Source organism: Streptomyces sp. NPDC058001, assembly GCF_042886315.1.
Taxonomy (GTDB): Bacteria; Actinomycetota; Actinomycetes; order Streptomycetales; family Streptomycetaceae; genus Streptomyces.
In genome coordinates this window covers 298,347-324,721 of the sequence record NZ_JBHVQT010000002.1, presented here as the reverse complement: position 1 = coordinate 324,721, position 26,375 = coordinate 298,347, and the positions used below count along the sequence as shown (strand labels likewise).

The window sequence follows — 26,375 nt, the reverse complement described above, 5'->3', positions numbered from 1 at the left end:
ACTGCCGGCCCGTGGGGGGACCGGTAGCGGGGCGCTTTCCGCTTGTTTAAGGGCTCGGTTCGCCTCCGGGGCGCAAAAGCCGGGGTCGAGACGACGACCGTGCTCAGCCCTCCTTCGTCGGGCCTGCGCGCGCTCGCCGTCTCGACCCCGGCGCGCTCCTTCGGCTCACTCGCCGTAGGGCACTTCGCTTGCCGTTCGGCGGGACTTGGCCGGGAGGGGGCAGCGCCCCGTAAGGGGCGCGGGGAACTGCGCGACCAGCCACCGACAACCCGCGGTTTCCACGCCGGCCTTCCAGCGGAGCGCCTAGCGGGACTCCACCGGAACGAAGTCCCGCTCCACCACGCCCGTGTAGATCTGGCGCGGGCGGCCGATGCGGGAACCCGGCTCCTTGATCATCTCGTGCCACTGGGCGATCCAGCCGGGCAGCCGACCGAGCGCGAACAGCACGGTGAACATCTCCGTCGGGAAGCCCATGGCCCGGTAGATCAGGCCGGTGTAGAAGTCGACGTTCGGGTAGAGCTTGCGCGAGACGAAGTAGTCGTCGGCGAGCGCGTGCTCCTCCAGCTTCAGCGCGATGTCGAGCAGCTCGTCGGACTTGCCGAGCGCCGACAGGACATCGTGCGCCGCCGCCTTGATGATCTTCGCCCGGGGGTCGAAGTTCTTGTAGACGCGATGCCCGAAGCCCATGAGCTTCACGCCGTCTTCCTTGTTCTTCACCTTGCGGATGAAGGTGTCGACATCGCCGCCGCTCGCCTGGATGCCCTCCAGCATCTCCAGGACGGACTGGTTGGCGCCGCCGTGCAGCGGGCCCCACAGCGCGGAGATACCGGCGGAGATCGAGGCGAACATGTTCGCCTGCGAGGAACCGACCAGCCGGACCGTCGACGTCGAACAGTTCTGCTCGTGGTCCGCGTGCAGGATCAGCAGCTTGTCCAGGGCGGACACGACGACCGGGTCGAGGTCGTACTCCTGCGCGGGGACCGAGAAGGTCATGCGCAGGAAGTTCTCGACATAGCCCAGGTCGTTGCGCGGGTAGACGAACGGGTGGCCGATCGACTTCTTGTACGCGTAGGCCGCGATCGTGGGCAGCTTGGCGAGCAGCCGGATCGTGGAGAGGTCGCGCTGCTTCTCGTCGAACGGGTTGTGGCTGTCCTGGTAGAACGTCGACAGCGCGCTGACGACGGAGGACAGCATCGCCATGGGGTGGGCGTCGCGCGGGAAGCCGTCGAAGAAGCGCTTCACGTCCTCGTGGAGCAGGGTGTGCTGCGTGATCTCGTTCTTGAACGTGGAGAGCTGGTCGACGGTCGGCAGCTCACCGTTGATCAGCAGATACGCCACCTCCAGGAAGGTGGAGCGCTCCGCCAGCTGTTCGATGGGGTAACCGCGGTACCGCAGGATGCCCTGCTCGCCGTCGAGGTACGTGATCGAGGATTTATAGGCGGCGGTGTTCCCGTACCCACTGTCCAGTGTCACCAGGCCCGTCTGGGCGCGGAGCTTGCCGATGTCGAAGCCCTTGTCGCCGACGGTGCTGTCGATCACCGGGTAGGTGTACTCGCCGTCGCCGTACCGCAGTACTACCGCATTGTTAGCGTTCTCGCTCACGTCTTCCCTCACCGACGTAGTGCCTCATCTTCGAGGTGCCCTGACTGTTCTCTACCATCCCCCATTTGGCTCAGGAGAGTGCACTCGGGGTCGACCATTGGGCCTATTGGCGGCACTCAGTGCCGCCAACTTACTCATCCTGCCCCCTTCGCCCTGGTTCCGGAAGGGCCCTGTGAGCTTTCCGACTCGTTTGATCGATCAAACGTGTCCACGCGCGCCCGGGGTCTGCCGGACCTGTCTCACCGGGGTCTGCCGGACGTACTTTTCAGAGAGCGGCCGGGCCTTCGGCGGGCCGGGGTGCGAGCCGGAAATCCAGGGCCGTGCAGCGTCTCCCGGCGGAGACCGTGCGTACCGCCTGGGCGAGAGCCTTGCGCGAACCGACCAGGACGACCAGCTTCTTGGCGCGCGTGACGGCCGTGTAGAGCAGATTCCGCTGAAGCATCATCCAGGCCGATGTGGTGACCGGGATGACCACGGCCGGGTACTCGCTGCCCTGGGAGCGGTGGATGGTCACGGCATAGGCGTGCGCCAGTTCGTCCAGCTCGTCGAAGTCGTAGGGAACCTCCTCGTCCTCGTCCGTCAGGACCGTCAGGCGCTGTTCCTCCACGTCGAGCGAGGTGACCACGCCTACGGTGCCGTTGAAGACGCCGTTGTGCCCCTTCTCGTAATTGTTGCGAATCTGGGTGACCTTGTCGCCGACGCGGAACACCCGGCCGCCGAACCGTTTCTCGGCGAGGTCCGGGCGGCCCGGGGTGATGGCCTGCTGCAACAGGCCGTTGAGGTTGCCCGCGCCCGCCGGGCCCCGGTGCATGGGCGCGAGGACCTGGATGTCGCGGCGCGGGTCGAGGCCGAACTTGGCCGGAATCCGATGGGCGGCGACGTCGACGGTGAGCCGGCCGGTCTCCTCGGTGTCCTCCTCGACGAAGAGGAAGAAGTCCTTCAGGTCCCGGGTGACGGGGGGCAGACCGGAGTTGATGCGGTGCGCGTTGGTGACGACGCCCGACTCCTGGGCCTGGCGGAAGATCCGGGTCAGCCGGACCGCCGGGACCGGGCCGCCGTCGGCGAGCAGATCGCGCAGCACCTCACCCGCGCCGACGCTCGGCAGTTGGTCGACATCGCCGACGAACAGCAGATGGGCGCCCGGCGGGACGGCCTTGACCAGCTTGTTGGCGAGCAGCAGGTCCAGCATCGACGCCTCGTCCACGACGACGAGGTCCGCGTCCAGCGGCCGGTCCCGGTCGTACGCGGCGTCGCCGCCCGGCCTGAGTTCCAGGAGGCGGTGCACGGTGGACGCCTCGGTGCCCGTCAGCTCGGCCAGCCGCTTGGCGGCGCGGCCCGTGGGCGCGGCGAGCACCACCTTCGCGCGCTTGGCGCGGGCCAACTCCACGATCGAGCGCACGGTGAACGACTTGCCGCAGCCGGGTCCGCCGGTCAGCACGGCGACCTTGCGGGTGAGCGCGAGCCGGACCGCCTCCTCCTGCTCGGGCGCCAACTCGGCTCCGGTGCGGTCGGCGAGCCACGCCAGGGCCTTGTCCCAGGCGACGTCCCGGAAGGCCGGCATGCGGTCGTCGTCCGCGCGCAGCAGACGCATGACCTGTGCGGACAGGGAGAGTTCGGCGCGGTGGAACGGGACGAGATACACGGCGGTGACGGCTTCCCCGTCGGGTCCCGGTACACGCTCGCGTACGACGCCCTCTTCCTCGGTGGCGAGTTGGGCGAGGCATTCGATGACGAGCCCGGTGTCGACCTGGAGGAGTTTCACCGCGTCGGCGATGAGCTGTTCCTCGGGGAGATAGCAGTGGCCCTGGTCGGTGGACTGCGACAGCGCGTACTGGAGGCCCGCCTTGACGCGTTCGGGGCTGTCGTGCGGGATGCCCACCGCCTGGGCGATGCGGTCGGCGGTGAGAAAACCGATGCCCCAGACGTCGGCCGCCAGCCGGTAGGGCTGGTTCTTGACGACCGAGATCGACGCGTCACCGTACTTCTTGTAGATGCGGACGGCGACGGAGGTGGACACCTCGACGCTCTGGAGGAAGACCATCACCTCTTTGATCGCCTTCTGTTCCTCCCAGGCGTCGGCGATCTTGCGGGTGCGCTTGGGGCCGAGGCCGGGGACCTCGATCAGACGCTTGGGCTCCTCCTCGATGATCCGGAGGGTGTCGACGCCGAAGTGCTGTGTGATGCGGTCGGCGAAGACCGGGCCGATGCCCTTGACGAGTCCGGAGCCCAGATAGCGGCGGATGCCCTGGACGGTCGCGGGGAGGACCGTCGTGTAGTTCTCGACGGTGAACTGCTTGCCGTACTGCGGGTGGGAGCCCCAACGGCCCTGCATCCGCAGTGACTCGCCGACCTGGGCGCCGAGCAGCGACCCGACGACCGTGAGGAGATCTCCGGCGCCCCGGCCCGTGTCCACGCGCGCGACCGTGTACCCGGTCTCCTCGGAGGCGAAGGTGATCCGCTCCAGCACTCCTTCGACCACCGCCAGATTGGACATCCTCCGACGCTACAGGCGGGGTGCGACAACGCGGCCCCCGATCATCACGATCCGGTCTCGGGACGGGGTCAGGGGGTTGCCCCATCGTCGTGTAATCGTTTCCAATCCTTCGTGTAATCGATTTCACGAGAGGGGCGGCCGGTGGCGGGTATCAAGGACGTCGCCGCTGCGGCGGGGGTGTCCGTCGCGACGGTGTCGCGGGCCCTCAACGGGCATCCGTCCGTCAGCCCCGGCGCGCGCGCCCGGGTCCTCGCGGCCGTCGAGACCCTCGACTACCGGCCCAACACGGTGGCCCGGTCCCTGCGTACCGATCGGACCCGCACGCTCGGCCTGGTCATCAGCGATGTGCTGAACCCGTACTTCACCGAACTGGCCCGCTCCGTCGAGGAGGAGGCACGCGCGCGGGGGTACAGCGTCATCTTCGGGAACGCCGACGAGCGGCCCGCGGTGCAGGACCACCACGTGCGCACACTCCTGGACCGCCGTATCGACGGGCTGTTGATGTCCCCCACGGACGGCGGGTCGCCGCTCACGCTGGAGGCCGCGCGCGCGGGTACCCCGATGGTGTTCGTGGACCGCTGGATCCCGGGCCTGGACGTGCCCGTGGTCCGGGCCGACGGCCGCGCGGCGGTACGGGATCTGGTGGCCCATCTGTACGGGCTCGGGCACCGCAGGCTCGCCGTCATCGCGGGCCCGGCCACGACGACGACCGGCAGTGAGCGGGTGGCGGCGTTCCGGGAGAGCCTGGGCGCGTACGGCATCGCGCTGCCCGACGCGTACATCGGGCAGGGCGACTTCCAGGCCGAGAGCGGGCGCCGGGCGACGGAGGCGTTCCTCTCGCTGCCGGAGCCGCCGGAGGTCGTGTTCGCGGCGGACAACCTGATGGCGCTCGGCGCGCTGGACGCGATCCGCGCGCGTGGGCTGCGGGTTCCCCGGGACATCGGCCTGGCCGCGTTCGACGACATCCCGTGGTTCGTGCACACCGATCCGCCGATCACCGCCGTCGCCCAGCCCACGGCCGAGTTGGGCCGGGCCGCCGTACGGGCCGTGACCGACCGGATCGAGGGCAGGGTTCCCGAGTCCGTGACCCTTGCCGCCCGGCTCGTCGTGCGCCGTTCCTGCGGCGAGCCCGCACCCGCCGGGAGCGCCGGGGAGACCGCGCGTCCCGCGAGTCCCGCAGGAAGGAGCAGGCGGTGAGTGAGCGAACGTGCTCCGGGGTCACCCGGACAAGGTCGTCGGCTTCGACGGCACGCCTGACGGCCCGGGAGCGGTCGCCACGGGCACGCTGTACGCGTCGGTCGCGCAAGAACGTGGCCGACTTCTCCTGACCGGTCCCTGACCGGCGGGCTCCAGGACAAGTAGGGCGAGAGACGGGAAGGCACGGACGATGGACGAGTACGAGCTGCTGGTCGTGGGGTCGGCCAACGCCGACCTGGTGGTGGGTGTCGAGCGGCGGCCGGGGGCCGGTGAGACGGTGCTCGGCTCCGACCTCGCGGTCCACCCCGGCGGCAAAGGCGCGAACCAGGCGGTCGCCGCCGCCCGGCTCGGTGCCCGGACGGCCCTCCTCGCGCGCGTGGGTGACGACGCGCACGGGCGGCTGCTGCTCGACTCGCAGCGCACGGCGGGCGTCGACACCTCTGGTGTCCTCGTCGGCGGCGCGCCGACCGGGGTCGCGCTGATCACGGTCGACCCGTCCGGCGACAACAGCATCGTGGTGTCCCCGGGCGCCAACGCCCACCTCACGCCCGGTGACGTACGCGACGCGCGGGAGTTGCTGGCCGCGGCCCGGGTGGTCTCCACACAGCTGGAGATCCCGTTGGAGACGGTCGCCGAGGTGGTACGGAATCTGGCGCCCGGTGCGCGGTTCGCGCTGAACCCGTCGCCGCCGGCGCCGCTGCCGCCCGAGGTGCTGGCCGCGTGCGATCCGCTGGTCGTCAATGAGCACGAGGCGCGGGTGGTACTCGGGACGGAGGGCAAGGGCGCGCCGGAGGACTGGGCGCGCGGGCTGCTCGCCCTCGGTCCGCGTTCGGTGGTCATCACGCTCGGCGCCAAGGGCGCGCTGGTGGCCCAGGCGCCCGCAGAGGCGGGCGGCGACATGGTGACGCGCCGGGTGCCGTCCGTGCCGGTCGCCGCCGTGGACACCACCGGGGCCGGAGACGCCTTCACAGCGGCCCTGGCGTGGCGCCTGGGCCTCGGCGAGGACCTGGCGTCCGCCGCCGCCTACGCGGCCCGTGTGGGCGCTGTCGCCGTCACCAGGAAGGGCGCGCAGGTGTCCTTCCCGACGGCGGAGGAGGTCGCGGCCCTGTGAAGAAGGCCGGAATCCTGAACCCGGAGCGGTCCCGGCACCCGCGGACATCAACGAGGGGGCCCGATCTGCCCGACCGGACCCCCTCGGATTCCCCTCCCCCATCAGGAACCGCCGAGATCCCCCCGGATCCACCCCCTGGAAGTCCTGATGCCGTGTAGGACCCGCGCGGGTGCCCGACGGTTGTACGCGCGCGGCGGTTTTTCTCGACATGGCGATGAACCGATCCGGAGACAGCGTGCCGTTGCGGAGGATCGCGATCCGACCGGGATGGAGGTGGCCGGAAGTAAGCCCTTCCTAAGCCAACTCTTCCTACGTCGACCCTTCCTACGTCTCCTGCGTCAACAGGCGTGCCGCAGGAAGCGGTCCACTGTTTCCGTCAGCACCTCGCCGCCGTCCCGGGCCCACAGCGCGTCGTTGAAGAGTTCCACCTCGATCGGGCCCGCGTAGCCCGCGGCCTCGACGCGGGTGCGCCACGCGCGCAGGTCGACCGCTCCGTCGCCGAGTTGACCCCGGCCGTTGAGCACGCCCTCCGGCAGCGGCGTGGTCCAGTCGGCGAGTTGGAAGGAGTGGATCCGGCCGCCGCGCCCGGCCCGCTCGATCTGCGCGGGCGCCCGGTCGTCCCACCAGATGTGGTACGTGTCCACACAGACCCCGACCTGGTCGGCGGGGAACCGTTCGGCGAGGTCGAGGGCCTGTTCCAGGGTGGAGACCACACACCGGTCGGAGGCGAACATGGGGTGCAGGGGCTCGATCGCGAGCCGTATGCCGCGCTGCGCCGCGTAGGGCGCGAGGTCGGCGAGGGCGTCGGCGACGCGCTCCCGGGCGCCGTGCAGATCGCGGCTGCCGGGCGGCAGGCCGCCCGAGACGAGGACCAGCGTGTCGGTGCCGAGCGTGGCGGCCTCGTCGAGCGCGCTTTTGTTGTCGGCGATGGCGGCGGCCCGCTCGGCGGGGTCTTCGGCGGTGAAGAAGCCGCCCCGGCACAGGGTGGTGACGGTGAGCCCGGCGTCCCGTACGAGCTTGGCGGTGGCGTCGACGCCGTACGCGCGCGTGGGCTCGCGCCACAGGCCGACGCCCGGGACACCGGACTCGGCGCAGGCGGCGACGAGTTCGGGCAGGGAGAGCTGCTTGACGGTCATCTGGTTGACGCTGAAACGCGACAGGGCCTGGGGGCGATCGGTCACTGGGCGACTCCGTACACGGTCAGCAGGGACGTCATCCGGGCCTCGGCGAGCGCCGGGTCGGGGAACAGACCGAGTCCGTCGGCGAGTTCGTAGGCACGGGCGAGGTGCGGGAGGGAACGGGCGGACTGGAGGCCGCCGACCATCGTGAAGTGGCTCTGATGGCCCGCGAGCCAGGCGAGGAACACCACACCGGTCTTGTAGTACCGCGTGGGCGCCCGGAAAAGGTGCCGGGACAGTTCCACCGTCGGGTCGAGGAGTTCCCTGAAGCCCTTCGCGTCCCCGGTGTCCAGGACCCGTACGGCGTCGGCGGCGAGGGGTCCCAGCGGGTCGAAGATGCCGAGCAGGGCGTGGCTGAAGCCGTGGTCGTCGCCCGCGATCAGCTCGGGGTAGTGGAAGTCGTCGCCGGTGTAGCAGCGCACTCCGTCGGGCAGTCGGCGGCGCAGCGCGACCTCGCGGCCGGCGTCGAGCAGCGACACCTTGATGCCGTCGACCTTGTCGGGGTGGGCCGCGATGACGTCGAGGAAGGTCTCGGTGGCGGCGTCCAGGTCGCGCGAGCCCCAGTAGCCGTCCAGCGCCGGGTCGAACATGGGTCCGAGCCAGTGCAGGATCACCGGCTCAGCGGCCTGGCGCAGCAGATGGCCGTAGACGGCGAGGTAGTCCTCGGGGCCGCGGGCCGCCGCCGTGAGCGCGCGTGAGGCCATCAGGACGGCCTGTGCGCCGGATTCCTCGACCACGGCGAGCTGGGCCTCGTAGGCGGCCCTGACGTCCGCGAGGGTCGCGGGTCCTGTCAGTTGGTCGGTGCCGACTCCGCAGGCGATCCGGCCGCCCACAGAGGCGGCCTCGGCGGCCGAGCGTCGGATCAGCTCGGCCGCGCCCGCCCAGTCGAGACCCATCCCGCGCTGGGCGGTGTCCATCGCCTCGGCGACCCCCAGGCCGTGCGCCCACAGATGGCGCCGGAAGGCGAGGGTCGCGTCCCAGTCGACGGCGGCGGGCCCGTCGGGCGACACGTCGGCGTACGGGTCGGCGACGACATGGGCGGCGGAGAAGACCGTACGGGAGACGAGGGGCGTGGCGGGTGTCCCGCGCGCGGGGAGGGGTTCCGCGCGCGGGGTGTACGTGCGCAACGCGCCGGTGGCGTCCGGGAGTCGGAGGGTCACAGCACGATCTCCGGCACCTCGATACGACGGCCCTCCATCGCGGACCTCAGGCCCAGTTCGGCGAGTTGCACACCGCGCGCGCCGGCGGCGAGGTCCCAGTGGTACGGGGCGTCCGCGTAGACATGCCTCAGGAACAGCTCCCATTGGGCCTTGAAACCGTTGTCGAAGGTCTCGTTGTCGGGGACCTCCTGCCACTGGTCACGGAACGCGTGCGTGGCGGGCAGGTCGGGATTCCACACCGGCTTCGGAGTGACGCCCCGGTGCTGCACGCGGCAGGTGCGCAGACCGGCCACGGCGGAGCCCTCGGTGCCGTCGACCTGGAACTCGACCAGTTCGTCGCGGTGCACCCGTACCGCCCAGGAGGAGTTGATCTGGGCGACGGCGCCGCCTTCGAGTTCGAAGATGCCGTACGCGGCGTCGTCGGCGGTGGCCTCGTAGGGCTTGCCCCGCTCGTCCCAGCGCTCCGGGATGTGCGTCGTGGCCAGCGCCTGTACGGACCGGACGCGGCCGAACAGTTCGTGCATCACGTACTCCCAGTGCGGGAACATGTCGACGACGATGCCGCCGCCGTCCTGTGACCGGTAGTTCCAGGAGGGGCGCTGGGCCTCCTGCCAGTCGCCCTCGAAGACCCAGTAGCCGAACTCGCCGCGCACGGACAGGATCCGGCCGAAGAAGCCGCCGTCCACGAGCCGCTTCAGCTTCAGCAGGCCCGGCAGGAACAGCTTGTCCTGGACGACGCCGTGCTTGATGCCGGCGGCCCGCGCGAGCCTGGCCATCTCCAGGGCTCCGGCGAGGTCGGTGGCGGTCGGCTTCTCGGTGTAGACGTGCTTGCCGGCCGCGATGGCCTTCTTGAGCGCCTCCACGCGCGCGGAGGTGATCTGTGCGTCGAAGTAGATGTCGACGGCCTTCTCGGAACGGTCCGCCAGGACGGCGTCCAGGTCGGTGGAGACGTTCTCCGGGTCCAGGCCGTGCTCCCGTGCCAGTGCCTCAAGCGCGTGGGCCCGACGGCCGACCAGCACCGGTTCGGGCCACAGGGTGGTGCCGTCGCCCAGATCGAGGCCGCCCTGCTCGCGGATCGCGAGAAGCGAGCGGACCAGGTGCTGCCGGTGTCCCATCCGTCCGGTCACACCGTTCATGGCGATACGCACTGTCTTGCGTGTCACGCGATTCCCTCCATACACCCGGTCGGCCCGTACGCTCGAACCGAGACTCTTCAGCAAGCGCTTTCTATGCCGTAAACGCTAGCCTGCGGAGGGAGGGACCGACAAGGGCGGGGACGCTTTCGGCGGGGGGACGGCGCAATTTCGGGGGGTGGTGGCGGAGTGCGTCAAGGGCGGTTGGGAGGCGCGTTCAGGATGGTTGAGGGTGCGCTCGGGGTGGTTGGGGGGCGTGTTCGGGATGGCTGGGAGGGGCGTGTTCGGGTCGGTGGCTGGGCGCGTTCGGGGTGGTTGCGGCGGAGGCGGCGGCACCCGGTGGCGGAGCGCGCTGGAAGTGCGGCGAGGCATGCTCGGAGTGGCGGCGGGGCCCGCTCGGTGCGCGGAGACGGCGCCCTCGGATCGGGGAAGGAGCGCGCTGTCTAGGCATTCGGCTGCGGGGGCGGCCCGGCGCGGGTGACACTCCGCCTGACCCTGGTGACACTGCGGTGCCGCCGGGGTGGCATTTTGGTGGGGCTCGGAGAGGATTCGGAGCGCCACGCCGACAGATCAGACAGGACCGGAGGACGACGAGATGACCGTGACACTGGCGGACGTGGCGGCTCGGGCGCGGGTCTCCCCCGCGACCGTCTCCCGCGTACTGAACGGCAACTACCCGGTCGCCGCCGCCACGCGCGAGCGCGTACTGCGCGCCGTCGACGAACTGGACTACGTCCTCAACGGCCCCGCCAGCGCGCTGGCCGCCGCCACGTCCGACCTCGTCGGCATCCTCGTCAACGACATAGCCGACCCGTTCTTCGGGATCATGGCCGGTGCCGTGCAGTCCGAGATCGTCGGGCCCGGCGGGCGCGCGGGTGGTGAACGGCTCGCCGTCGTGTGCAACACCGGCGGATCCCCCGAGCGTGAACTCACGTATCTGACGCTGCTGCAACGCCAGCGTGCCGCCGCCGTGGTGCTCACGGGCGGCGCGGTGGAGGACCCGGTCCACGCGGCGGCGATGACGGCGAAGCTCCAGCGGCTCGGGGACGCGGGCACGCGGGTGGTCCTGTGCGGGCGCCCGCCGGTGCCCGGTACCGACGCGGTGGCGCTGGCCTTCGACAACCGCGGCGGCGGTCAGCGCCTCACGGAGCATCTGCTGTCGCTCGGGCACCGCAGGATCGGGTACATCGCGGGCCCGGAGGAGCGGACGACGACGCGGGACCGGTTGGAGGGGCATCGGGCGGCGATGGCCGCGGGAGCCGGGGCCGGGGCGAAGGGTTCGGCGGGGGCGAACGGTTCCTCCGGGGCGGGTTCGGCGGGAGCGGGTTCGGCCGGGGCCGAGATCGCGCGCGCCGCGGAATCCCTGGTCGTGCACGGGCCCTACGACCGGCAGTCCGGGTTCGACGCGACTCTCGAACTGCTGTGGCGGGACCCCGGGTTGACGGCCGTGGTCGCCGCGAACGACACGGTGGCACTGGGTGCCTGCGCCGCGCTGCGGGACCAGGGGCTGCGCATTCCTCAGGACGTGTCGGTGGCGGGCTTCGACGACCTGCCGTTCAGCGTGGACGCGATGCCGGCGCTCACGACGGTACGGCTGCCGCTGTTCGAGGCCGGAGCCCGTGCGGGCCGGATCGCGATGTCCCGCGAAAACCCTCCGCCGGGCGGGATCGCCACGGTGCGGGGGGAGTTGATGGTGCGGGGGTCGACGGCTCGGCCCCGGGGCTAATCGGCGCCCGGCTCCAGGGATAGTCGGCGCTCGGCCCCGGGAATCGTCGGCGGGACGACTCCGGTCAGCTCCGGCCAACGGATGCCACCCCTGTCCCAAGGGGCTCCCGGACCTGCCCCGAGGTGTGCCGGACCTGTCCCGAGGGATGCCGGAACCCCTTCCGAGAGGCGCCAGGACCGGGCTCCGGACGAGTTATCCACAGGGGTTTCCTCGGCGGCGATGTCCGGCGTACCTTTGACTCAGTCAAAGATAACCAGCGGAGTCGCCGGAGCCGACCATGCCGAACAGCCAGACCGTACGACCCGACCAGCCCGTGCACGACGTGCGGGCGTTCAACCGCTTCTACACCAACCTCGTGGGCGCGCTGGACTACGGCCGCCACCTGCACGTCCCCTTCACGCTCACAGAGTCCCGCGTGCTGTACGAGCTGGCGCACTCCCCACGGACGGACGCCGCGGACCTGCGGTTCGAACTGTCCCTGGACGCGGGGTATCTGAGCCGGATGCTGGGGAAGTTCGAGAAGGACGGGCTGGTGTCGCGCGCCCCCTCCCAACAGGACGCGCGCCGCCAGCACATCACGCTCACGCCGCGCGGCCGGGAGACGGCGGATCTGCTCGACGAGCGGACTCGGGAGTCCGTGGGCTCGCTCATCTCGACGATCCCCGCCGCCGACCGCACCCGCCTCACCGAGGCGATGCGTATCGTCCAGGAGGTCCTGTCGGCGGGCCGGCCACCTCGCCGCGAGGACGTCCTGCTGCGCGAGCCGGGCCCGGGAGACCTGGGCTGGATCGTCCAGCGGAACGCCGCGCTGTACACCGCGGAGTACAGCTGGAACACGGATTACGAGGGCCTGGTCGCCCGGATCGTCGCGGACTTCGCCGAGGATCACGACCCGCATCTGGAGCGGGTGTGGATAGCCGAGCTGGACGGCCGCCCGGTGGGCTGCGTGATGTGCGTACGGGACGAGGCGCCCGGCACCGCGAGGCTGCGGCTGCTCCTCGTCGAGCCGGACGCGCGCGGCCTGGGCATAGGGGACCGGCTGGTCGGGGCGTGCGTCGACTTCGCGCGGGGGGTGGGGTATCGGGAGATGGTCCTGTGGACGAACGACATATTGAAGGCGGCGCGTTCGATCTACCAGCGGCACGGCTTCGTCCTGGTCTCCGAGAAACCCCATCGCTCCTTCGGCGCGGACCTCATAGGCCAGGACTGGCGACTGCCCCTCCAGAACGGACCACGATGAAGCGGGGGCGGTGAAGGGGATCCGCGCGGGGCGGAAGGCGAAGGGTGGTTGACCGACGTCGGAGGGTGGATAGGGTCCGGCTCATGAAGTTGGCCTTCTCCACACTCGGGGTGCCCGGAGTTCCGGTCCCGGAGGTTGTGGCACTCGCGACCAGGTACGGATACCACGGTGTCGAACTGCGCGCCCACCCGGAGGAACCGGTGCACCTGGGGCTGCCCCTGGGTGAACGGGCCGATGTCGCCGCCGCGTTCAAGGCGGGCGGCGTCGAAATCCTCGGCATCGCGGGCTATGTGAAGGTGGCGGCGCCCGGGGACGACGGGCCGGTGCTGCATGAGCTGCGGAGCCTCCTGGAACTGGCACGCGACCTCGGCACCCGTTTCGTGCGGGTCTTCCCGGGCGGCGGTACCGAGCAGAGCGCCGAGGAGGCCGACGCGACGGCGGCCCGACGCCTGGGCACGGCCGCCGAGTACGCGGCGGACCTCGGCGTGCGGATCCTCCTGGAGACCCACGACTCGCACCGCACGGGCGCCGACGCAGGGCGCGTACTGGGCACGGTGGGGCACCGTCAGGCCGGCGCCCTCTGGGACGTCATGCACACCTGGCTCGGCGGCGAACAACCCGCGCAGACCTATGCGGCGCTGGCCCCGTTCCTCGGGTATGTCCAGGTGAAGGACATCGCGTCCGCCGAGGACACGACACCGTTGGCGCTGGGCGCGGGGGTACTGCCGCTCACGGAGTGCGTGGACGTCCTCAGTCGGGGCGGCTGGGACGGCTGGCTGTGCTGGGAGTACGAGAAGCGCTGGTACGCCGACGCGGCCCCGCTCCCGGAACTCCTTGGCGCGGGCCGCGACCACCTGGCAAGGCTGCTCAACGACGCGGCGTGAGGCGGGGCCGGGGAGTCGGCCGAGGTCGGGGCGCGGGCGGGTCGGAGGGGCGGTCGGCATCAGTACCGGACTCCCCGTCGAACTCCGCACCGGCACCGGCACCGGAACCGGGACCGGGGGCAGGGCCGGAGTCAGGGCCTCGGGGTGGGGTCGGGCGGACCGGGGACAGGGACGTGAGGGCTACGCCGCCTACCAGCAGGGCGGCTGCGCACCAGCGGAGGGGGCTCACGGATTCGTCGAGGAACAGGGCGGCGGATGACATGCCGAAGACGGGGACCAGGAGGGAGAAGGGGGCGACGGTGGACGCGGGGTGGGTGCGCAGGAGCCATCCCCAGATGCCGAAGCCGACGACGGTGGTGATCCAGGCGACGTAGACGACGGTGCCGACGCCCGCCCAGTCGAGGCCGCGCAGCGCCGCGAGGTCCCTGGAGGGGCCTTCGAAGATCAGCGAGAGGAGGAGCAGGGGCAGGACGGGGACGGTGCTGACCCAGACCATGAAGTTGAGGGAGTCGGGCGGGGCGGCCTTGCGGGTGAGGACGTTGGAGACACCCCAGCACGCGGCGGCGGCGATGACCAGGCCGAAGGCGAGCAGCGGACCGGAGGTGCCCTCGTCGACGGCGGCGACGGCGATGCCGGCGAGTGCGACGGTCATTCCGGCGATACGGAGGGGGCCGGGACGTTCCCGGAGGGCGAACGCGGCGAACAGGGCCGTGAAGACCGCCTGCACCTGGAGGACGAGCGAGGAGAGTCCCGCGGGCATGCCGTGATCCATGCCGATGAACAGCAGGCCGAACTTGGCGACGCCCAGGACGAGTCCGACGCCGATGATCCATTTCCAGGCGACCTTGGGGCGCCCGACGAAGAAGACGGCGGGCAAGGCGGCGACGAGGAACCGCAGGGCGGAGAAGAGCAGCGGCGGGAAGTGGGCGAGGCCGATGTCGATGACGACGAAATTGACGCCCCAGATGGCGGCGACAAGAACGGCGAGGCAGAGGTGCAGGGGTCGCATGGACCGAGCATCGCCGCCCCCAACCATGTAGCACCAGCAATGATTGCTGCATGGTTGGATGAAGCATCGCTAATTGATCGCTAGCCCGACCACCGCCCAGGCCCCAGTCACCGCCCAAGCCCTAGCCACCGCCCGCAGCCAAGGCGCCCGTAGGAGAGAACCCGTGCTGGATCTACAGAGGCTCCGTGCCCTGCACGCCGTTTCGGTGCACGGGACCGTGGGTGCCGCCGCTCTCGCGCTCGGGTACACGCCCTCCGCCGTGTCGCAGCAGATCGCCAAGTTGGAGCGGGAGACCCGTACGGTCCTGCTGGAGCGGCACGGTCGTGGGGTGCGGCTCACCGATGAGGCGTGGCGGCTCGCGACCACGGCGCAGGAGCTGCTGTCGATCGTGGAGCGCGCCGAGACCGAGTTGGAGGAGCGGCGCGGGCGGCCGACGGGACGGCTGACGGTCGCGGCGTTCGCGTCGGCGGCGCGCGGGCTGCTGCCCGGGGTGCTGGCCGATCTGGCGGTGCGGCATCCGACGCTGGACGCGCGGTTGTCGGAGGTGGATCCGCACCGTTCGATCGGGCTGGTCGAGAAGGGGGCGGTGGATCTGGCGGTGGCGCACGACTGGGACATCGCGCCGCTGCCGGCGCCGCCGGGTGTCGAGCAGGCCGTGATCGGTGACGATCTGTGCGATCTGCTGGTGCCGGAGGGGCATCCGCTGGCGGGGCGTAAGTCGGTGCGGCGGACGGAGCTGAAGGGGGAGCGGTGGATCTGTCAGCCGCCGGGGCGGGTGTGTCATGACTGGCTGGTGCGGACGTTGCGGGCGGCGGGGTGCGAGCCGGACATCGCGCATCAGGCCGAGGAGAACCCGACGCTGGTGGCGCTGGTAGCGGCGGGGCTCGGGGTGGCGTTGATCCCGAGGCTCGGGCGGGGGCCGTTGCCGGAGGGGGTGGTGGCGGTGGACCTCGATCCGTTGCCGGTGCGGCGGCTGTACGCGTTGTGGCGTACGGGGGCCGCGCGGCGCCCCGCCATCGCCGAAACGGTCCGCACCCTCCAGGCCCACTGGCCCACCAACACAGACACGAACACGGACACGGACAGAGGCAGAGAGACGGCCATGACCACCGCCACAGACATCTGACGTCACCCACCAGGTACTTGACTGGCAGTTATTTTCCGGATATCCGTGATGCTCGGAAGTTTCCTTCAATGCGCAGAGGAAGCACGGGTGTTGTCCGGACCCATCGGTCAGCCCCGGCGCTTGGCACTCCCCTCGGGACCCCTTCGGTACCTCTTCCAAAGGAGCGCAAGTGCACGAACGAAAGACCGGTACCTCCAGACGCACCCTCCTGGCCGCCACCGCCGGAGCCGCAGCCGCCACCGCAACCGCGGTCACCTCGGCCGGCACCGCCCACGCCTCCTCCCCCGACAACGGCCTCGGACACGGCCACGACCCCGCCGACCGCCTCCGCCGCATCGTCTCCCTCATGAGCATCGAGGAGAAGATCGGCCAGCTCTTCGTGATGCGGGTGTACGGGCACTCCGCGACCGAGCCGGACCAGGCCGACATCGACGCGAACCTCAAAGAGATCGGGGTGCGTACGGCTGCCGAGTTGATCTCCACGTACCACGTCGGCGGCATCATCTACTTCGCCTGGGCGCACAACACTCGCGACCCGCACCAGATCGCCGCCCTGTCGAACGGTATCCAGCGTGCCGGGCTCGCCCAGCGGACACCGGTGCCGTTGTTGATCTCGACCGACCAGGAGCACGGCATCGTCTGCCGTGTCGGGTATCCGGCGACGCTCTTCCCCGGCGCGATGGCGATCGGGGCGGGCGGGTCCACGGCGGACGCGAAGTCGCTCGGCCGGATCGCCGGTGCCGAGCTGGGCGCGCTGGGTATCCGGCAGAACTATTCGCCGGACGCCGATGTGAACGTCAATCCGGCGAACCCGGTGATCGGTGTGCGTTCCTTCGGTGCCGATCCGGCCGCCGTGGCCCGGATGGTGGCCGCCGAGGTCAAGGGCTATCAGGGCGCCGGGATCGCCGCGACCGCCAAGCATTTCCCGGGGCACGGGGACACGAGTGTCGACAGCCACACCGGTATTCCGGTGATCACGCACACGCGTGAGGAGTGGGAGCGGCTGGACGCGCCGCCGTTCAAGGCGGCCATCGCGGCGGGCATCGATTCGATCATGACCGCGCACATCCAGTTCCCCGCGCTCGACCCGACGAACGATCCGGCGACGCTCTCGCATCCGATCCTCACCGGCATCCTGCGCGACCAGCTCGGTTTCCGGGGTGTCATCGTGACGGACTCGCTCGGTATGCAGGGGGTGCGCGACAAGTACGGGGACGACCGGGTGCCGGTGCTGGCGCTGAAGGCGGGCGTCGACCAGTTGCTCAACCCGCCGAGTCTGGAGGTCGCGTGGAAGGGCGTGCTCGCGGCCGTGCGCAGCGGTGAGATCACCGAACAGCGGCTCGACGAATCCATTCTGCGGATTCTCGCGCTGAAGGAGCGGCGCGGGCTGTTCCGTGACCCGTACGTCAGCGACCGGGGCGTGGACCGCACGGTGGGCACGCGGGCGCATCTCGCCGAGGCGGACCGGATCGCCGAGAACACCACGACCGTCCTCGTCAACCGGCAGCGGCTGCTTCCGCTGAACCGGCGTACCCACAAGAACGTCCTGGTGGTGGGCGCCGACCCGGCGTCCCCGTCGGGCACGACCGGGCCGCCGACGTCCGTGTTGGCAAAAGCGCTGACAGAGCTGGGCTTCACGGCCACGGCCCTGTCCACCGGTACCGCTCCCTCGCGGGCGCTGATCGACGCGGCGGTGGCGGCGGCGCAGGGCAAGGACGCCGTGGTCGTGGGCACGTACAACATGACGGCGACGAACAGTCAGCGGACGCTCGTGGACGCGCTCGTGGCGACCGGGGTGCCGGTGGTGGCGGTGGCGATCCGCAACCCGTACGACGCGGCGCGGCTGCCGGACGGGGTCGGGGCGTGTGTCGCCGCGTACTCGTGGACGGATGTCGAACTGCGGGCGGCCGTACGGGTGATCGCGGGCCGCGCCCGGCCACGGGGCAAGCTGCCGGTGCCGGTCCCGACGGCGGCCGACCCGGCCAAGGAGCTGTATCCGATCGGGTACGGACTCTCGTACTGACGCACCGGCGTATCGATCTTTCCGCCGCGACGGCGCACTGCCGTCGCGGCGGAGAGATCACTCAAGAGATCACTCAGGTGACGTCGGCCCGTTACGGGCGCAGCGTCCGGTCGTGCTTCGTGTTGGCGCGGTCCAGCTTCGCGTCGTAGGTCGCGAGCGGCTTCGCCGCGGACACGGCCGCCGGGGCGACGCCCGCCCAGGCGAGGATCCGCTCGGTCGCCTTGGCCTTCTCGTCGGCGACGAGACCGGCGACGTTGGCGCCGTGGTTGGCGCCGGGTGCCGTGTAGACGTACGAGTCCTTGGCGCCCTTGCCGAGGCGGAAGCGCTCGGCGCCCCACGGGTCGTTCTGCCCGTAGACGTACAGCATGCGCGTCGCGTGGTGCTTGACCCAGGTGTCCACGTCACGCATGACCGACGGCTGGAACTTCATCGGGATCGAGCGGGGTACGAAGTTCCGCGGCGGCTGGTAGCCGTACTTCGTCAGGCCCTTGAGGTGCGGGAGCTGGATGTTCGGGGAGCCCATCTGGGTGCCGGCCTGGTAGTAGTACGGCGTGTACGGGTCGAGGCCCTGGTCGGTGTAGAAGGACCAGCCGGAGATGGCGTCCACATAGGCGTAGAGGTCCTCGTCGGAGACCGTCTTGGCGTCCGGGACCTGTGGGCACTCGGCTTCGAGGTGGTACTGCCAGAAGCCCCACACCAGGTCGAGTACGACGGCCTCGTACGCCTTGTCGAGGGTGCCGACGGTGGTGAAGGTGGCACCGCTCGCGGCGGATTCGGCGGCGTACATCTTCTGCAGCGGCGCGCGGCGGACGAGGGCTTCGCGCTGTACGGCGTTGAGGCGGTCGCGGCACTCCTTGGTGCCGACCGTCTCGAAGAACCGGTCGTAGGCGGAGTCCTCGTTGTTCACGACGTCGTTGGGCGCGACATAGGCGACGACGCCGTCCATGTCGCGCGGGTAGAAGCGCTCGTAGTACGTGGCGGTCATGCCGCCCTTCGAGCCGCCGGTCGCCAGCCAGTTCTTGTCGTACACCGGCTTGAGGGCCTGGAAGATACGGTGCTGGTCGCTGGCGGCCTGCCAGATGTCCAGCTTGGACCAGTCGGCGGGCGCGGGCCGCGACGGCGTGAAGAAGCGGTATTCCAGGGAGACCTGGTTGCCGTCCACGATGCGGGTCGGCTCGCTGCGGCCGGGGTTCGTGGAGACGTTGTAGCCGCTGGTGTAGAAGACGGTGGGCCGGTTGGTGTCCTTGTGCAGCACGGTGAGGCGCTGCTTGAAGGTGCCCTTGGACGGATGCCGGTGGTCGACCGGCTGGACGTAGTCGAGGACGAAGTAGCGGTAGCCGCTGTACGGCTTCTCCTCGATGAGGCTCATGCCCGGTACGGACAGCAACCGGTCCTTGATGTCGGCTGCCTCCGGCCGGGTTGCGGCGGTGGCCGCGCCTGCCGCGCTCACAGTGCCTATGAGCACCACGAGCGACAGCAGCCATCTGAGCGCCTTGCGCATGCACCCTCCCTGGGTTCGCTGATGCCTGCGCGAACCTACTGGAGCAACTCCCTGTTCACTAGTGCCCCTTGGGTACCGGTGTTCTCAACCGGGCGTTCCCGGTCATCTCACCACGGCGCTGCTCAGCAGAGGATCCACCCTGAGCTGACCGACTTCGACGCGATGGCGCCCCTGACCCAGACGCAGCGGTGCCCGGCATGCACCTTCACGGGACCCGCGTGCTGCGTGTACTGCCCCTTGTCCTGGACCGGCCGGCTGCCGCGCGCCTGCACGCTGACGGACATCGTGCGGCGGCTCCCGGCCTTGTCGGCGACGGTCACCGCGCACACATAGCCGGACTTCTTGTAGACGAGGACGTCGCCGGTGGAGAAGGGCAGGGTGCGTACCTTGCGGCCGGCGCAGAGCGCGGCGGCGTCGGCGTCGGCGACTCCGGGGCCCGCGAGCGCCACGACCACGGACGCGAGGGTCGCGGCGAGGACCGAGGTCCCGGACACTCCGAACGGTGTCCGGCGCCGACCCCGTTCGCCGCGTCGGCGTATACCGCCCTGGCCCGCACCGTCGTCCACAGTCGCCCCTTTCGGCTCCGTCAGCGTACTGATGTACGGACGCGGCGCGGAGGCCGGGCGGTTGCGCGAGGGCCGCCGCACGCCCCTACGGGCGGTCATATCCCGCCACGCCCACGCCGCGCCCACGCGGTTCCCAGGCGGTGCGCTTACCGTGTGGTTTGTCCTGGTCTTCGCCGGATCGGGGCGAACTCTTGAGGGGTGCCCGTCGTCCCTCACAGCAGAAAGCGAAAGGCGGGTCGACGATGACTCAGAACACCTACCGGCGGCACCTGTCGCACCCTCTCACCGGCCGGATCCTCCTCACGGCGGCCCTGCTGACGGCCGTCGCGGCGGTCCCCTCGGCGGCCTCGGCACCGACGGCTTCCTCGGCGCAGACGGCTTCCCCGACCCGGACGGAGACCACGGCGGCCACCGTCGCCGCCGCCCCGGCCGCCCGCGGCGGCACCCCCTCCTCCGCGGCCGACCGGGTCGCCGACTTCTACGGCGCCTACATCGACGCGGTCACGGACTCGGGCACCCGCCGTACCGCGACCGACCTGCGGAGCTTCTACCTCACCTCGTCGCTGCGTTCGCGCCTGGCCGCCTGGGAGAGCCGCAATCACGCCGACGGTGTGCTGCGCGCGCAGGACGTGCCGAGGGCCTGGCGGGTGACCCCGCGCGACAGCGGCGCGGGGCACACCTGGTCGTCGGTCCGGCTGACCTGGGGCAGCGCCCAGCACCCCACGTACACCTATCTGACCGTGCAGTCGGACCTCGCGACGAAGAAGATCTCCGACATCAAGGAGCGCTGACCTCATACCCGGTGACGGCACGTCAGTTGACGTGGTGTCAGGGTGCCCCGGCGCCCACGGTCTCCCCCGCCTCCTCGCCGGGCTCCCCCGCCTCCCCCACGAACGTGCGCCACAGCGCGGCGTAATGCCCGTCCCGCGCGAGGAGTTCGTCGTGGGTGCCGTCCTCGGCGACCGTTCCGCGGTCCATGACCACGACGCGGTCGGCGCGGGCGGCCGTGGTGAGGCGGTGGGCGACGACCAGGGTGGTACGACGGCCCGCGAGCCGGTCGGTGGCCCGGTTGACCTGGGCCTCGGTCGCGAGGTCGAGCGCGGCGGTCGCCTCATCGAGGAGGAGGATGTCCGGGTCGACGAGTTCGGCGCGGGCCAGCGCGATCAACTGCCGTTGTCCGGCGGAGAGGTTGCGGCCCCGCTCGGACACCTCGTGGAGGTAGCCGCCGTCCAGGGTCGCGATCATCTCGTGCGCGCCGACCGCGCGGGCGGCGGCCTCCACCTCGGCGTCCGTGGCGTCGGGCCGCCCGTAGGCGATGGCGTCCCGGACGGTGCCCGCGAAGAGGTACGCCTCCTGCGGGACGACACCGAGGCGACGGCGGTAGGAGGTGAGGTCGAGTGCGCGCAGGTCGGTGCCGTCGACGGTGACCCGGCCGCCGGTCGGGTCGTAGAACCGGGCGACCAGTTTGACCAGCGTCGACTTGCCGGCGCCGGTCTCGCCGACGAACGCGACGGTCTGCCCGGCGGGTATCCGCAGGGCGATCTCGCTGACGGCGGCTTCGACACGGTCCGTGGAGGCGTACGCGAACCGGACGTTCTCGAAGGTGATCTCGCCGCGCAGCGACAGCACGTCGAGGGGTTCGTCGGGCGCCTCGGTCGACGTCGACTCCCGCAGGAGTTCCTGGATGCGGCCGAGGGACACGGTGGCCTGCTGGTAGCCGTCGAAGACCTGCGAAAGCTGCTGTACGGGGGCGAAGAACAGGTCGATGTAGAGGAGATACGCGACCAGCGCGCCGGTCGTCAGGGTCGCCGCCTCGATCCGGCCCGCGCCCACCATCAGGACGGCAGCCGCCGCGACGGACGACAGGAGCTGCACGAAGGGGAAGTACACGGAGATCAGCCACTGCCCACGGATACGGGCCGCCCGGTACTCGGCGCTACGCCCCGTGAACCGCTCCCGGCCCGACCCCTCGCGCCGGAACGCCTGCACGATACGCAGCCCGGCGACGGACTCCTGAAGGTCGGCGTTGACGACGGAGACCCGCTCACGGGCGAGTTCGTACGCCTTCACGCTCTGCTTGCGGAAGAAGTACGTACCGATGATCAGCGGCGGCAGGGTCGCGAAGACGACAAGGGCGAGCTGGACGTCGATGACGACAAGAGCGCCCATGATGCCGAAGAAGGTGACGACGGAGACAAAGGCGGTGACGAGACCCGTCTGGAGGAACGTCGCCAGCGCGTCGACGTCCGTCGTCATCCGGGTCATGATGCGACCGGTCAACTCGCGTTCGTAGTAGTCGAGTCCGAGCCGCTGGAGCTGCGCGAAGATCTTCAGGCGCAGTGCGTAGAGGATGCGTTCACCGGTGCGTCCGGTCATCCGGGTCTCGCCGATCTGGGCGGCCCACTGGACGGTCACTGCGATCAGGGCGAGCGCGGACGCGGCCCACACGGCGCCGATCGCGAGTTCGGTGACGCCGGAGTCGATGCCGTGCCGGATCAGCACCGGAAGCAGCAGTCCCACGCCCGCGTCCACGACGACCAGGGCCAGGCTGAGGCCGAGCGCTCCGCCGAATCCGCGCAGCAGGCGGCGCAGCCCGTACGACTTCTCGGCGGCGACGGCGCGTGCCTCGTCGACGTGAGGGCGGTCGATGGCGGGCGGCAACGCGTCGACCTGGGTGAGGAGTTCGGGGGTCGCGGGCATGCCGGACAGCGCGGTGTCCTTCGGCTCGCGGTCGCCGGTCCACAGGTGGGGGGTGATACCGCGTTCGGCGTCGAACTCGGCGTCGAGTTCGGCGCGGACGGTCGCGCCGTCGGAGCAGTTGTCCGGGTCGTCCGCGAGGGCCCTGGCGCGGTGGGGGGTGTGTCCGGGTGAGACGCCGCCGAGTTCGTCGGGGTCGGTGAGGAGGTCACGGTAGAGGGCGGAGCGCGCGGTGAGTTCCTCGTGGGTGCCGAGGTCGGCGAGGCGGCCCGCGTCGAGTACGGCGATGCGGTCGGCGAGTCCGAGGGTGGACCTGCGGTGCGCGATGATCAGGGTGGTCCGCCCGGCCATGACGTGTTTCAGCGCCTCGTGGATCTCGTGCTCCACGCGGGCGTCGACCGCTGATGTCGCGTCGTCCAGGACGAGCAGGCGGGGGTCGGTGAGGAGGGCGCGGGCGAGGGCGATCCGCTGGCGCTGCCCGCCGGAGAGGGTGAGTCCCTGTTCCCCGACCTTGGTGTCGTACCCGGCGGGAAGTTCGGCGATGAACCGCTCGGCCTGAGCCGCCCGCGCCGCCGCCTCGATCTCGTCCTGCGTGGCGTCCGGTTTCCCGTACGCGATATTGGCACCCACGGTGTCCGAGAAGAGGAAGGAATCCTCGGGTACGAGGCCGATGGCGGCGCGCAGCGAGTCGAGGGTCAGTTCGCGTACGTCGTGTCCGCCGACGAGGACGGCGCCGTGCGTGACGTCGTAGAAGCGGGGCAGCAGCAGGGACACGGTGGACTTGCCGGAGCCGGAGGAGCCGACGACGGCGAGGGTCTCGCCGGGCCGTATCTCGAAGCTGAGCCCGTCGAGCACCGGCCGCCCGCCCTCGTACGCGAAGGAGACGCCGTCGAACTCGACGGTGGCGGGCGCGTCGGCCGGGAGTTCCTTGGTGCCGTCCTTCATGGTCGGTTCGGTGTCGATCAGTTCCAGGACGCGTTCGACGCCGGCGCGGGCCTGCTGGCCGACGGTGAGGACCATGGCGAGCATCCGGACCGGGCCGATGAGCTGGGCGAGGTAGGCGGAGAACGCGACGAACGTACCGAGCGTGATCTGCCCGCGTACGGCGAGCCAGCCACCTGCGGCGAGCATGGCGACCTGCCCGAGCGCGGGTACGGCCTGGAGCGCGGGGGTGTACTTGGAGTTGAGCCGGATGGTACGGAGCCGCCCCGCGTACAGCTTGCGCCCGACCTCGCGGAGCTTCCCGGTCTCCTGCTCCTCCTGCCCGAACCCCTTGACGACCCGGACACCGGACACGGCACCGTCGACCACACCCGCGACGGCCGCCGCCTGCGCCTGCGCGTACCAGGTGGCGGGGTGCAGCCGGGTGCGGCTGCGGCGGGCGATGAACCAGAGCGCGGGCGCGACGGCGAGCGCCACCAGGGTCAGCGGCAGCGACAGCCAGGCCATGATGCCCAGCGAGATCACGAACAGCAGCACATTGCCGACGGTCATCGGCAGCATGAAGAGGAGGCCCTGGATGAGCTGGAGGTCGCTGGTGGCGCGGCCGACGACCTGCCCGGTGGACAGCTCGTCCTGGCGCCGCCCGTCGAGCCGGGTGATCGTCCCGTACATGTCGATACGGAGGTCGTGCTGGACGTCGAGGGCGAGACGGCCGCCGTAGTAGCGGCGGATGTAGGTGAGCACGTACACGACGAGGGCGGCGCCGACGAGGACACCGGCCCAGACCGTCATGGACCGGCTGTGCGCGCCGATCACGTCATCGATGATGACCTTGGTGATCAGCGGGACGAGGGCCATGACGGCCATACCGGCGAGGGAGGCGCCGAGGGAGAGGATGACGTCTTTGGGGTAGCGCCAGGCGTAGGCGGTGAGACGGCGGGCCCAGCCGGGGGTGTCTGTGCCTGCGTCTGTCTCTGTGCCTGTCTCTGTGCCTGGCGCGTCTGTGCCGGAGGTCTCTGTACCGGAGGTCCCTATACCGGCTCGGCCGTTGTCCGCTGGCACCCGGTGCCTCCCCATCTGCTCATTGCGCTGGTATTACGCAACGGGGGAACGCGGAATGTTCCGGATTTCATCCCTCCGCAACATTACGGCTTGGGCAAAGGCGGGATCGCTTCCTTGGGGGCGGTGGTCGGGGCGTAACGCTGCGTGGCGACGGTCGTCGGGGTGAGGTCCTTGTGGATGGCCTTGGCGACGGCCTGGATGGTGGCGACGCCGTAGTTCATGGAGCTGTTCCCGTGCGTGAGCACCGACATGTAGTAGTCGTGGCCGCCGCCCTGGAAGGCACCGATGCTGTGGACGCGCCAGCCGTGCGTGGCGCGCGAGAGCCACCCGTTCTTGACGTGGACCTTGACGGAGGAGGGGGCGCCGGCGGGGGTGCCCCAGCGCTGGGAGCTGACGACCTTGTTCATCAGCTTGAGGATGTACGCGCGGGAGTTGTCGCTGAGTACGGAGTTCTTGGCGGTGAAGAGGGCGAGGAGTTTCTGCTCGTCCTGAACGTTGATCTGGGTGAGCCCCCAGTACCCGCCCGATCCGGGGACCGTCTTGGTCATCCCGGCGGCCTTGAGGAAGTTCTTGACCTTGGTCACGCCGAGCTGGCGCCACAGGGTGGTGGTGGCGTTGTTGTCGGACTTGGTGATCATGGCGGTGGTGAGGTCGATCTCACGCTGGGTGAGGTACCGGTTCTGCTTTTTGTTGTCCCAGAGAAGCGTGGCGAGAACGGTGGCCTTCACGACGCTGGCGGAGTCGAAGGCGGAGGTGCTCCGCAGGGAGCAGGTGGTTTTGGTGCCGCGGTCGTAGAGGCCGACGGCGATAGTGCCCTTGCGGTCCTTGAGGGCGGTGGTGATGTCTTTTTGCAGCTTGGCGGCGAGTCCGGCTTTGCCGGATGTACAGGTGACCTGCGGTGCGGCGGCGGCTGCGAGGGCCGTGGGCATGGTGCCGGTACGGCCGGCGGGTGCGGCGGCCGACGCCGGTACGGCGGTGACGGCCACGGCGAGCGGCGCGAGGACACCGGCGGCGAGCCCCACGGAGACGACGCGGGCGCGCCGGGCTATCCGATATGACATTGAGATTTCCCCATCCCCTAAGACGACGAACACGTGACTCGGGACACGGGTCGAATGGTTGTAGCGTTTACGAAAATTTGCCTTGGGGGGGTCGGGGGAGGGGCGGGGCCCCAGTACCCCGGGCGCGGAAGTAACGGTTGTTGCGGGGGCGCGAGTTGTAGCCTCGGGGGGTGCTGTAGGTAGGGGTGGGCGGCACGGGAGATGAGCAGATGTCGGGTATGCCGGAATCCCAACAAGTAAGCAAAAACAGGCTCTCGACGAGAAGAACCCCCAGTTCACGAACTATGGTCCCCGCACACGCGGGGGTGATCCCAGGTTCTCGCTGTCGACGCGCAGCCGGTCGTCATGGTCCCCGCACACGCGGGGGTGATCCCTTCGCCTCGTAGAGGGTGTTGTCGACCCGCTTATGGTCCCCGCACACGCGGGGGTGATCCCCACACCAGGGAGAACCCGTGACCACCACACCCATGGTCCCCGCACATGCGGGGGTGATCCCCAGCCCAGGCGGCCACCGCCCGGCTGGTGGGGATGGTCCCCGCACACGCGGGGGTGGTCCCCGGGAGGCGATCCGGGCGATTTGCCGGGGTCAGTGGTCCCCGCGCACGCGGGGGTGGTCCCCTGGGCGTCTCATCTCTCGGCTACTACATGCAGTGGTCCCCGCAC

Annotated in this window: 18 protein-coding genes and 1 CRISPR repeat array (1 of these 19 only partly in view); of the genes, 8 read left to right on the top strand and 10 right to left on the bottom strand. The window is 70.4% G+C overall.

Going from position 1 to position 26,375, the window contains the following annotated elements:
- Positions 1 to 303 precede the first annotated feature (303 nt).
- Positions 304 to 1,602 (bottom strand): citrate synthase, encoded by a 1,299-nt coding sequence (locus ACFVT5_RS04950; protein ID WP_389881486.1) that lies wholly within the window; start codon positions 1,600 to 1,602, stop codon positions 304 to 306.
- Positions 1,603 to 1,867: 265 nt separating this feature from the next.
- On the bottom strand, positions 1,868 to 4,096 hold the full coding sequence (locus ACFVT5_RS04945; RefSeq protein WP_389881484.1) for an ATP-dependent RecD-like DNA helicase: 2,229 nt from the start codon (positions 4,094 to 4,096) through the stop codon (positions 1,868 to 1,870).
- A gap of 141 nt (positions 4,097 to 4,237) precedes the next feature.
- On the opposite strand from ACFVT5_RS04945, the gene ACFVT5_RS04940 reads away from it, so the two are divergent.
- Together ACFVT5_RS04940 and ACFVT5_RS04935 are read left to right on the top strand one after the other, a co-directional pair.
- A complete protein-coding gene (locus ACFVT5_RS04940) occupies positions 4,238 to 5,293 on the top strand; it encodes a LacI family DNA-binding transcriptional regulator (protein WP_389881482.1) in 1,056 nt (351 codons plus the stop codon).
- 190 nt (positions 5,294 to 5,483) lie between these two features.
- Entirely contained in the window at positions 5,484 to 6,404 is a 921-nt protein-coding gene (locus tag ACFVT5_RS04935) for a ribokinase (protein WP_389881480.1), read from the top strand.
- Positions 6,405 to 6,742: 338 nt separating this feature from the next.
- Here the strand turns inward: ACFVT5_RS04935 and ACFVT5_RS04930 are convergent, their stop codons facing one another.
- From ACFVT5_RS04930 to ACFVT5_RS04920, 3 genes are read right to left on the bottom strand one after another with little or no spacing between them, the layout of a single operon-like run.
- Positions 6,743 to 7,540, bottom strand: coding sequence for a sugar phosphate isomerase/epimerase family protein (locus tag ACFVT5_RS04930; RefSeq protein ID WP_389882076.1), 798 nt, complete (start codon positions 7,538 to 7,540; stop codon positions 6,743 to 6,745).
- Positions 7,541 to 7,581: 41 nt separating this feature from the next.
- Positions 7,582 to 8,742, bottom strand: a complete 1,161-nt coding sequence (locus ACFVT5_RS04925; protein WP_389881478.1) for a dihydrodipicolinate synthase family protein — start codon at positions 8,740 to 8,742, stop codon at positions 7,582 to 7,584.
- Positions 8,739 to 9,905, bottom strand: a complete 1,167-nt coding sequence (locus tag ACFVT5_RS04920) for a Gfo/Idh/MocA family protein (protein ID WP_389881476.1) — start codon at positions 9,903 to 9,905, stop codon at positions 8,739 to 8,741. The genes ACFVT5_RS04925 and ACFVT5_RS04920 overlap by 4 nt, the downstream gene beginning before the upstream one ends.
- A gap of 565 nt (positions 9,906 to 10,470) precedes the next feature.
- On the opposite strand from ACFVT5_RS04920, the gene ACFVT5_RS04915 reads away from it, so the two are divergent.
- The 3 genes from ACFVT5_RS04915 to ACFVT5_RS04905 all read left to right on the top strand — a co-directional run bounded on the left by ACFVT5_RS04915 (position 10,471) and on the right by ACFVT5_RS04905 (position 13,725).
- Entirely contained in the window at positions 10,471 to 11,601 is a 1,131-nt protein-coding gene (locus tag ACFVT5_RS04915) for a LacI family DNA-binding transcriptional regulator (protein WP_389881474.1), read from the top strand.
- Between the two features lie 277 nt (positions 11,602 to 11,878).
- On the top strand, positions 11,879 to 12,841 hold the full coding sequence (locus ACFVT5_RS04910; RefSeq protein WP_389881472.1) for a GNAT family N-acetyltransferase: 963 nt from the start codon (positions 11,879 to 11,881) through the stop codon (positions 12,839 to 12,841).
- An 83-nt stretch (positions 12,842 to 12,924) separates the two neighbouring features.
- Positions 12,925 to 13,725, top strand: coding sequence for a sugar phosphate isomerase/epimerase family protein (locus tag ACFVT5_RS04905; protein ID WP_389881470.1), 801 nt, complete (start codon positions 12,925 to 12,927; stop codon positions 13,723 to 13,725).
- On the opposite strand, the gene ACFVT5_RS04900 is transcribed toward ACFVT5_RS04905, so the two are convergent.
- Positions 13,709 to 14,734 carry an EamA family transporter gene (locus ACFVT5_RS04900; protein ID WP_389881468.1) on the bottom strand — a complete coding sequence of 342 codons (1,026 nt, stop codon included), beginning with the start codon at positions 14,732 to 14,734 and terminating at the stop codon, positions 13,709 to 13,711. The genes ACFVT5_RS04905 and ACFVT5_RS04900 overlap by 17 nt on opposite strands.
- Positions 14,735 to 14,897: 163 nt before the next feature.
- Between ACFVT5_RS04900 and ACFVT5_RS04895 the strand changes: the two genes are divergently transcribed.
- Together ACFVT5_RS04895 and ACFVT5_RS04890 are read left to right on the top strand one after the other, a co-directional pair.
- Positions 14,898 to 15,860: a LysR family transcriptional regulator gene (locus ACFVT5_RS04895; protein WP_389881467.1), complete on the top strand. Its 963-nt coding sequence runs from the start codon at positions 14,898 to 14,900 to the stop codon at positions 15,858 to 15,860.
- A gap of 169 nt (positions 15,861 to 16,029) precedes the next feature.
- Positions 16,030 to 17,883 (top strand): glycoside hydrolase family 3 protein, encoded by a 1,854-nt coding sequence (locus ACFVT5_RS04890; RefSeq protein WP_389881465.1) that lies wholly within the window; start codon positions 16,030 to 16,032, stop codon positions 17,881 to 17,883.
- A gap of 91 nt (positions 17,884 to 17,974) precedes the next feature.
- Here the strand turns inward: ACFVT5_RS04890 and ACFVT5_RS04885 are convergent, their stop codons facing one another.
- Positions 17,975 to 19,384 carry a S28 family serine protease gene (locus tag ACFVT5_RS04885; RefSeq protein ID WP_389881463.1) on the bottom strand — a complete coding sequence of 470 codons (1,410 nt, stop codon included), beginning with the start codon at positions 19,382 to 19,384 and terminating at the stop codon, positions 17,975 to 17,977.
- A 122-nt stretch (positions 19,385 to 19,506) separates the two neighbouring features.
- Positions 19,507 to 19,878, bottom strand: coding sequence for a hypothetical protein (locus tag ACFVT5_RS04880; RefSeq protein WP_389881461.1), 372 nt, complete (start codon positions 19,876 to 19,878; stop codon positions 19,507 to 19,509).
- 314 nt (positions 19,879 to 20,192) lie between these two features.
- Between ACFVT5_RS04880 and ACFVT5_RS04875 the strand changes: the two genes are divergently transcribed.
- Positions 20,193 to 20,741 carry a hypothetical protein gene (locus ACFVT5_RS04875; protein WP_389881459.1) on the top strand — a complete coding sequence of 183 codons (549 nt, stop codon included), beginning with the start codon at positions 20,193 to 20,195 and terminating at the stop codon, positions 20,739 to 20,741.
- A gap of 37 nt (positions 20,742 to 20,778) precedes the next feature.
- Here ACFVT5_RS04875 and ACFVT5_RS04870 read toward each other — a convergent pair whose 3' ends face one another.
- Both ACFVT5_RS04870 and ACFVT5_RS04865 read right to left on the bottom strand, forming a co-directional pair.
- On the bottom strand, positions 20,779 to 24,666 hold the full coding sequence (locus ACFVT5_RS04870) for an ABC transporter ATP-binding protein (protein WP_389881457.1): 3,888 nt from the start codon (positions 24,664 to 24,666) through the stop codon (positions 20,779 to 20,781).
- Positions 24,667 to 24,734: 68 nt separating this feature from the next.
- On the bottom strand, positions 24,735 to 25,712 hold the full coding sequence (locus ACFVT5_RS04865; protein WP_389881455.1) for a serine hydrolase: 978 nt from the start codon (positions 25,710 to 25,712) through the stop codon (positions 24,735 to 24,737).
- A gap of 285 nt (positions 25,713 to 25,997) precedes the next feature.
- A CRISPR array of direct repeats spans positions 25,998 to 26,375; the repeat unit is 28 nt; unit sequence TGGTCCCCGCACACGCGGGGGTGATCCC (it continues 78 nt past the right edge of the window).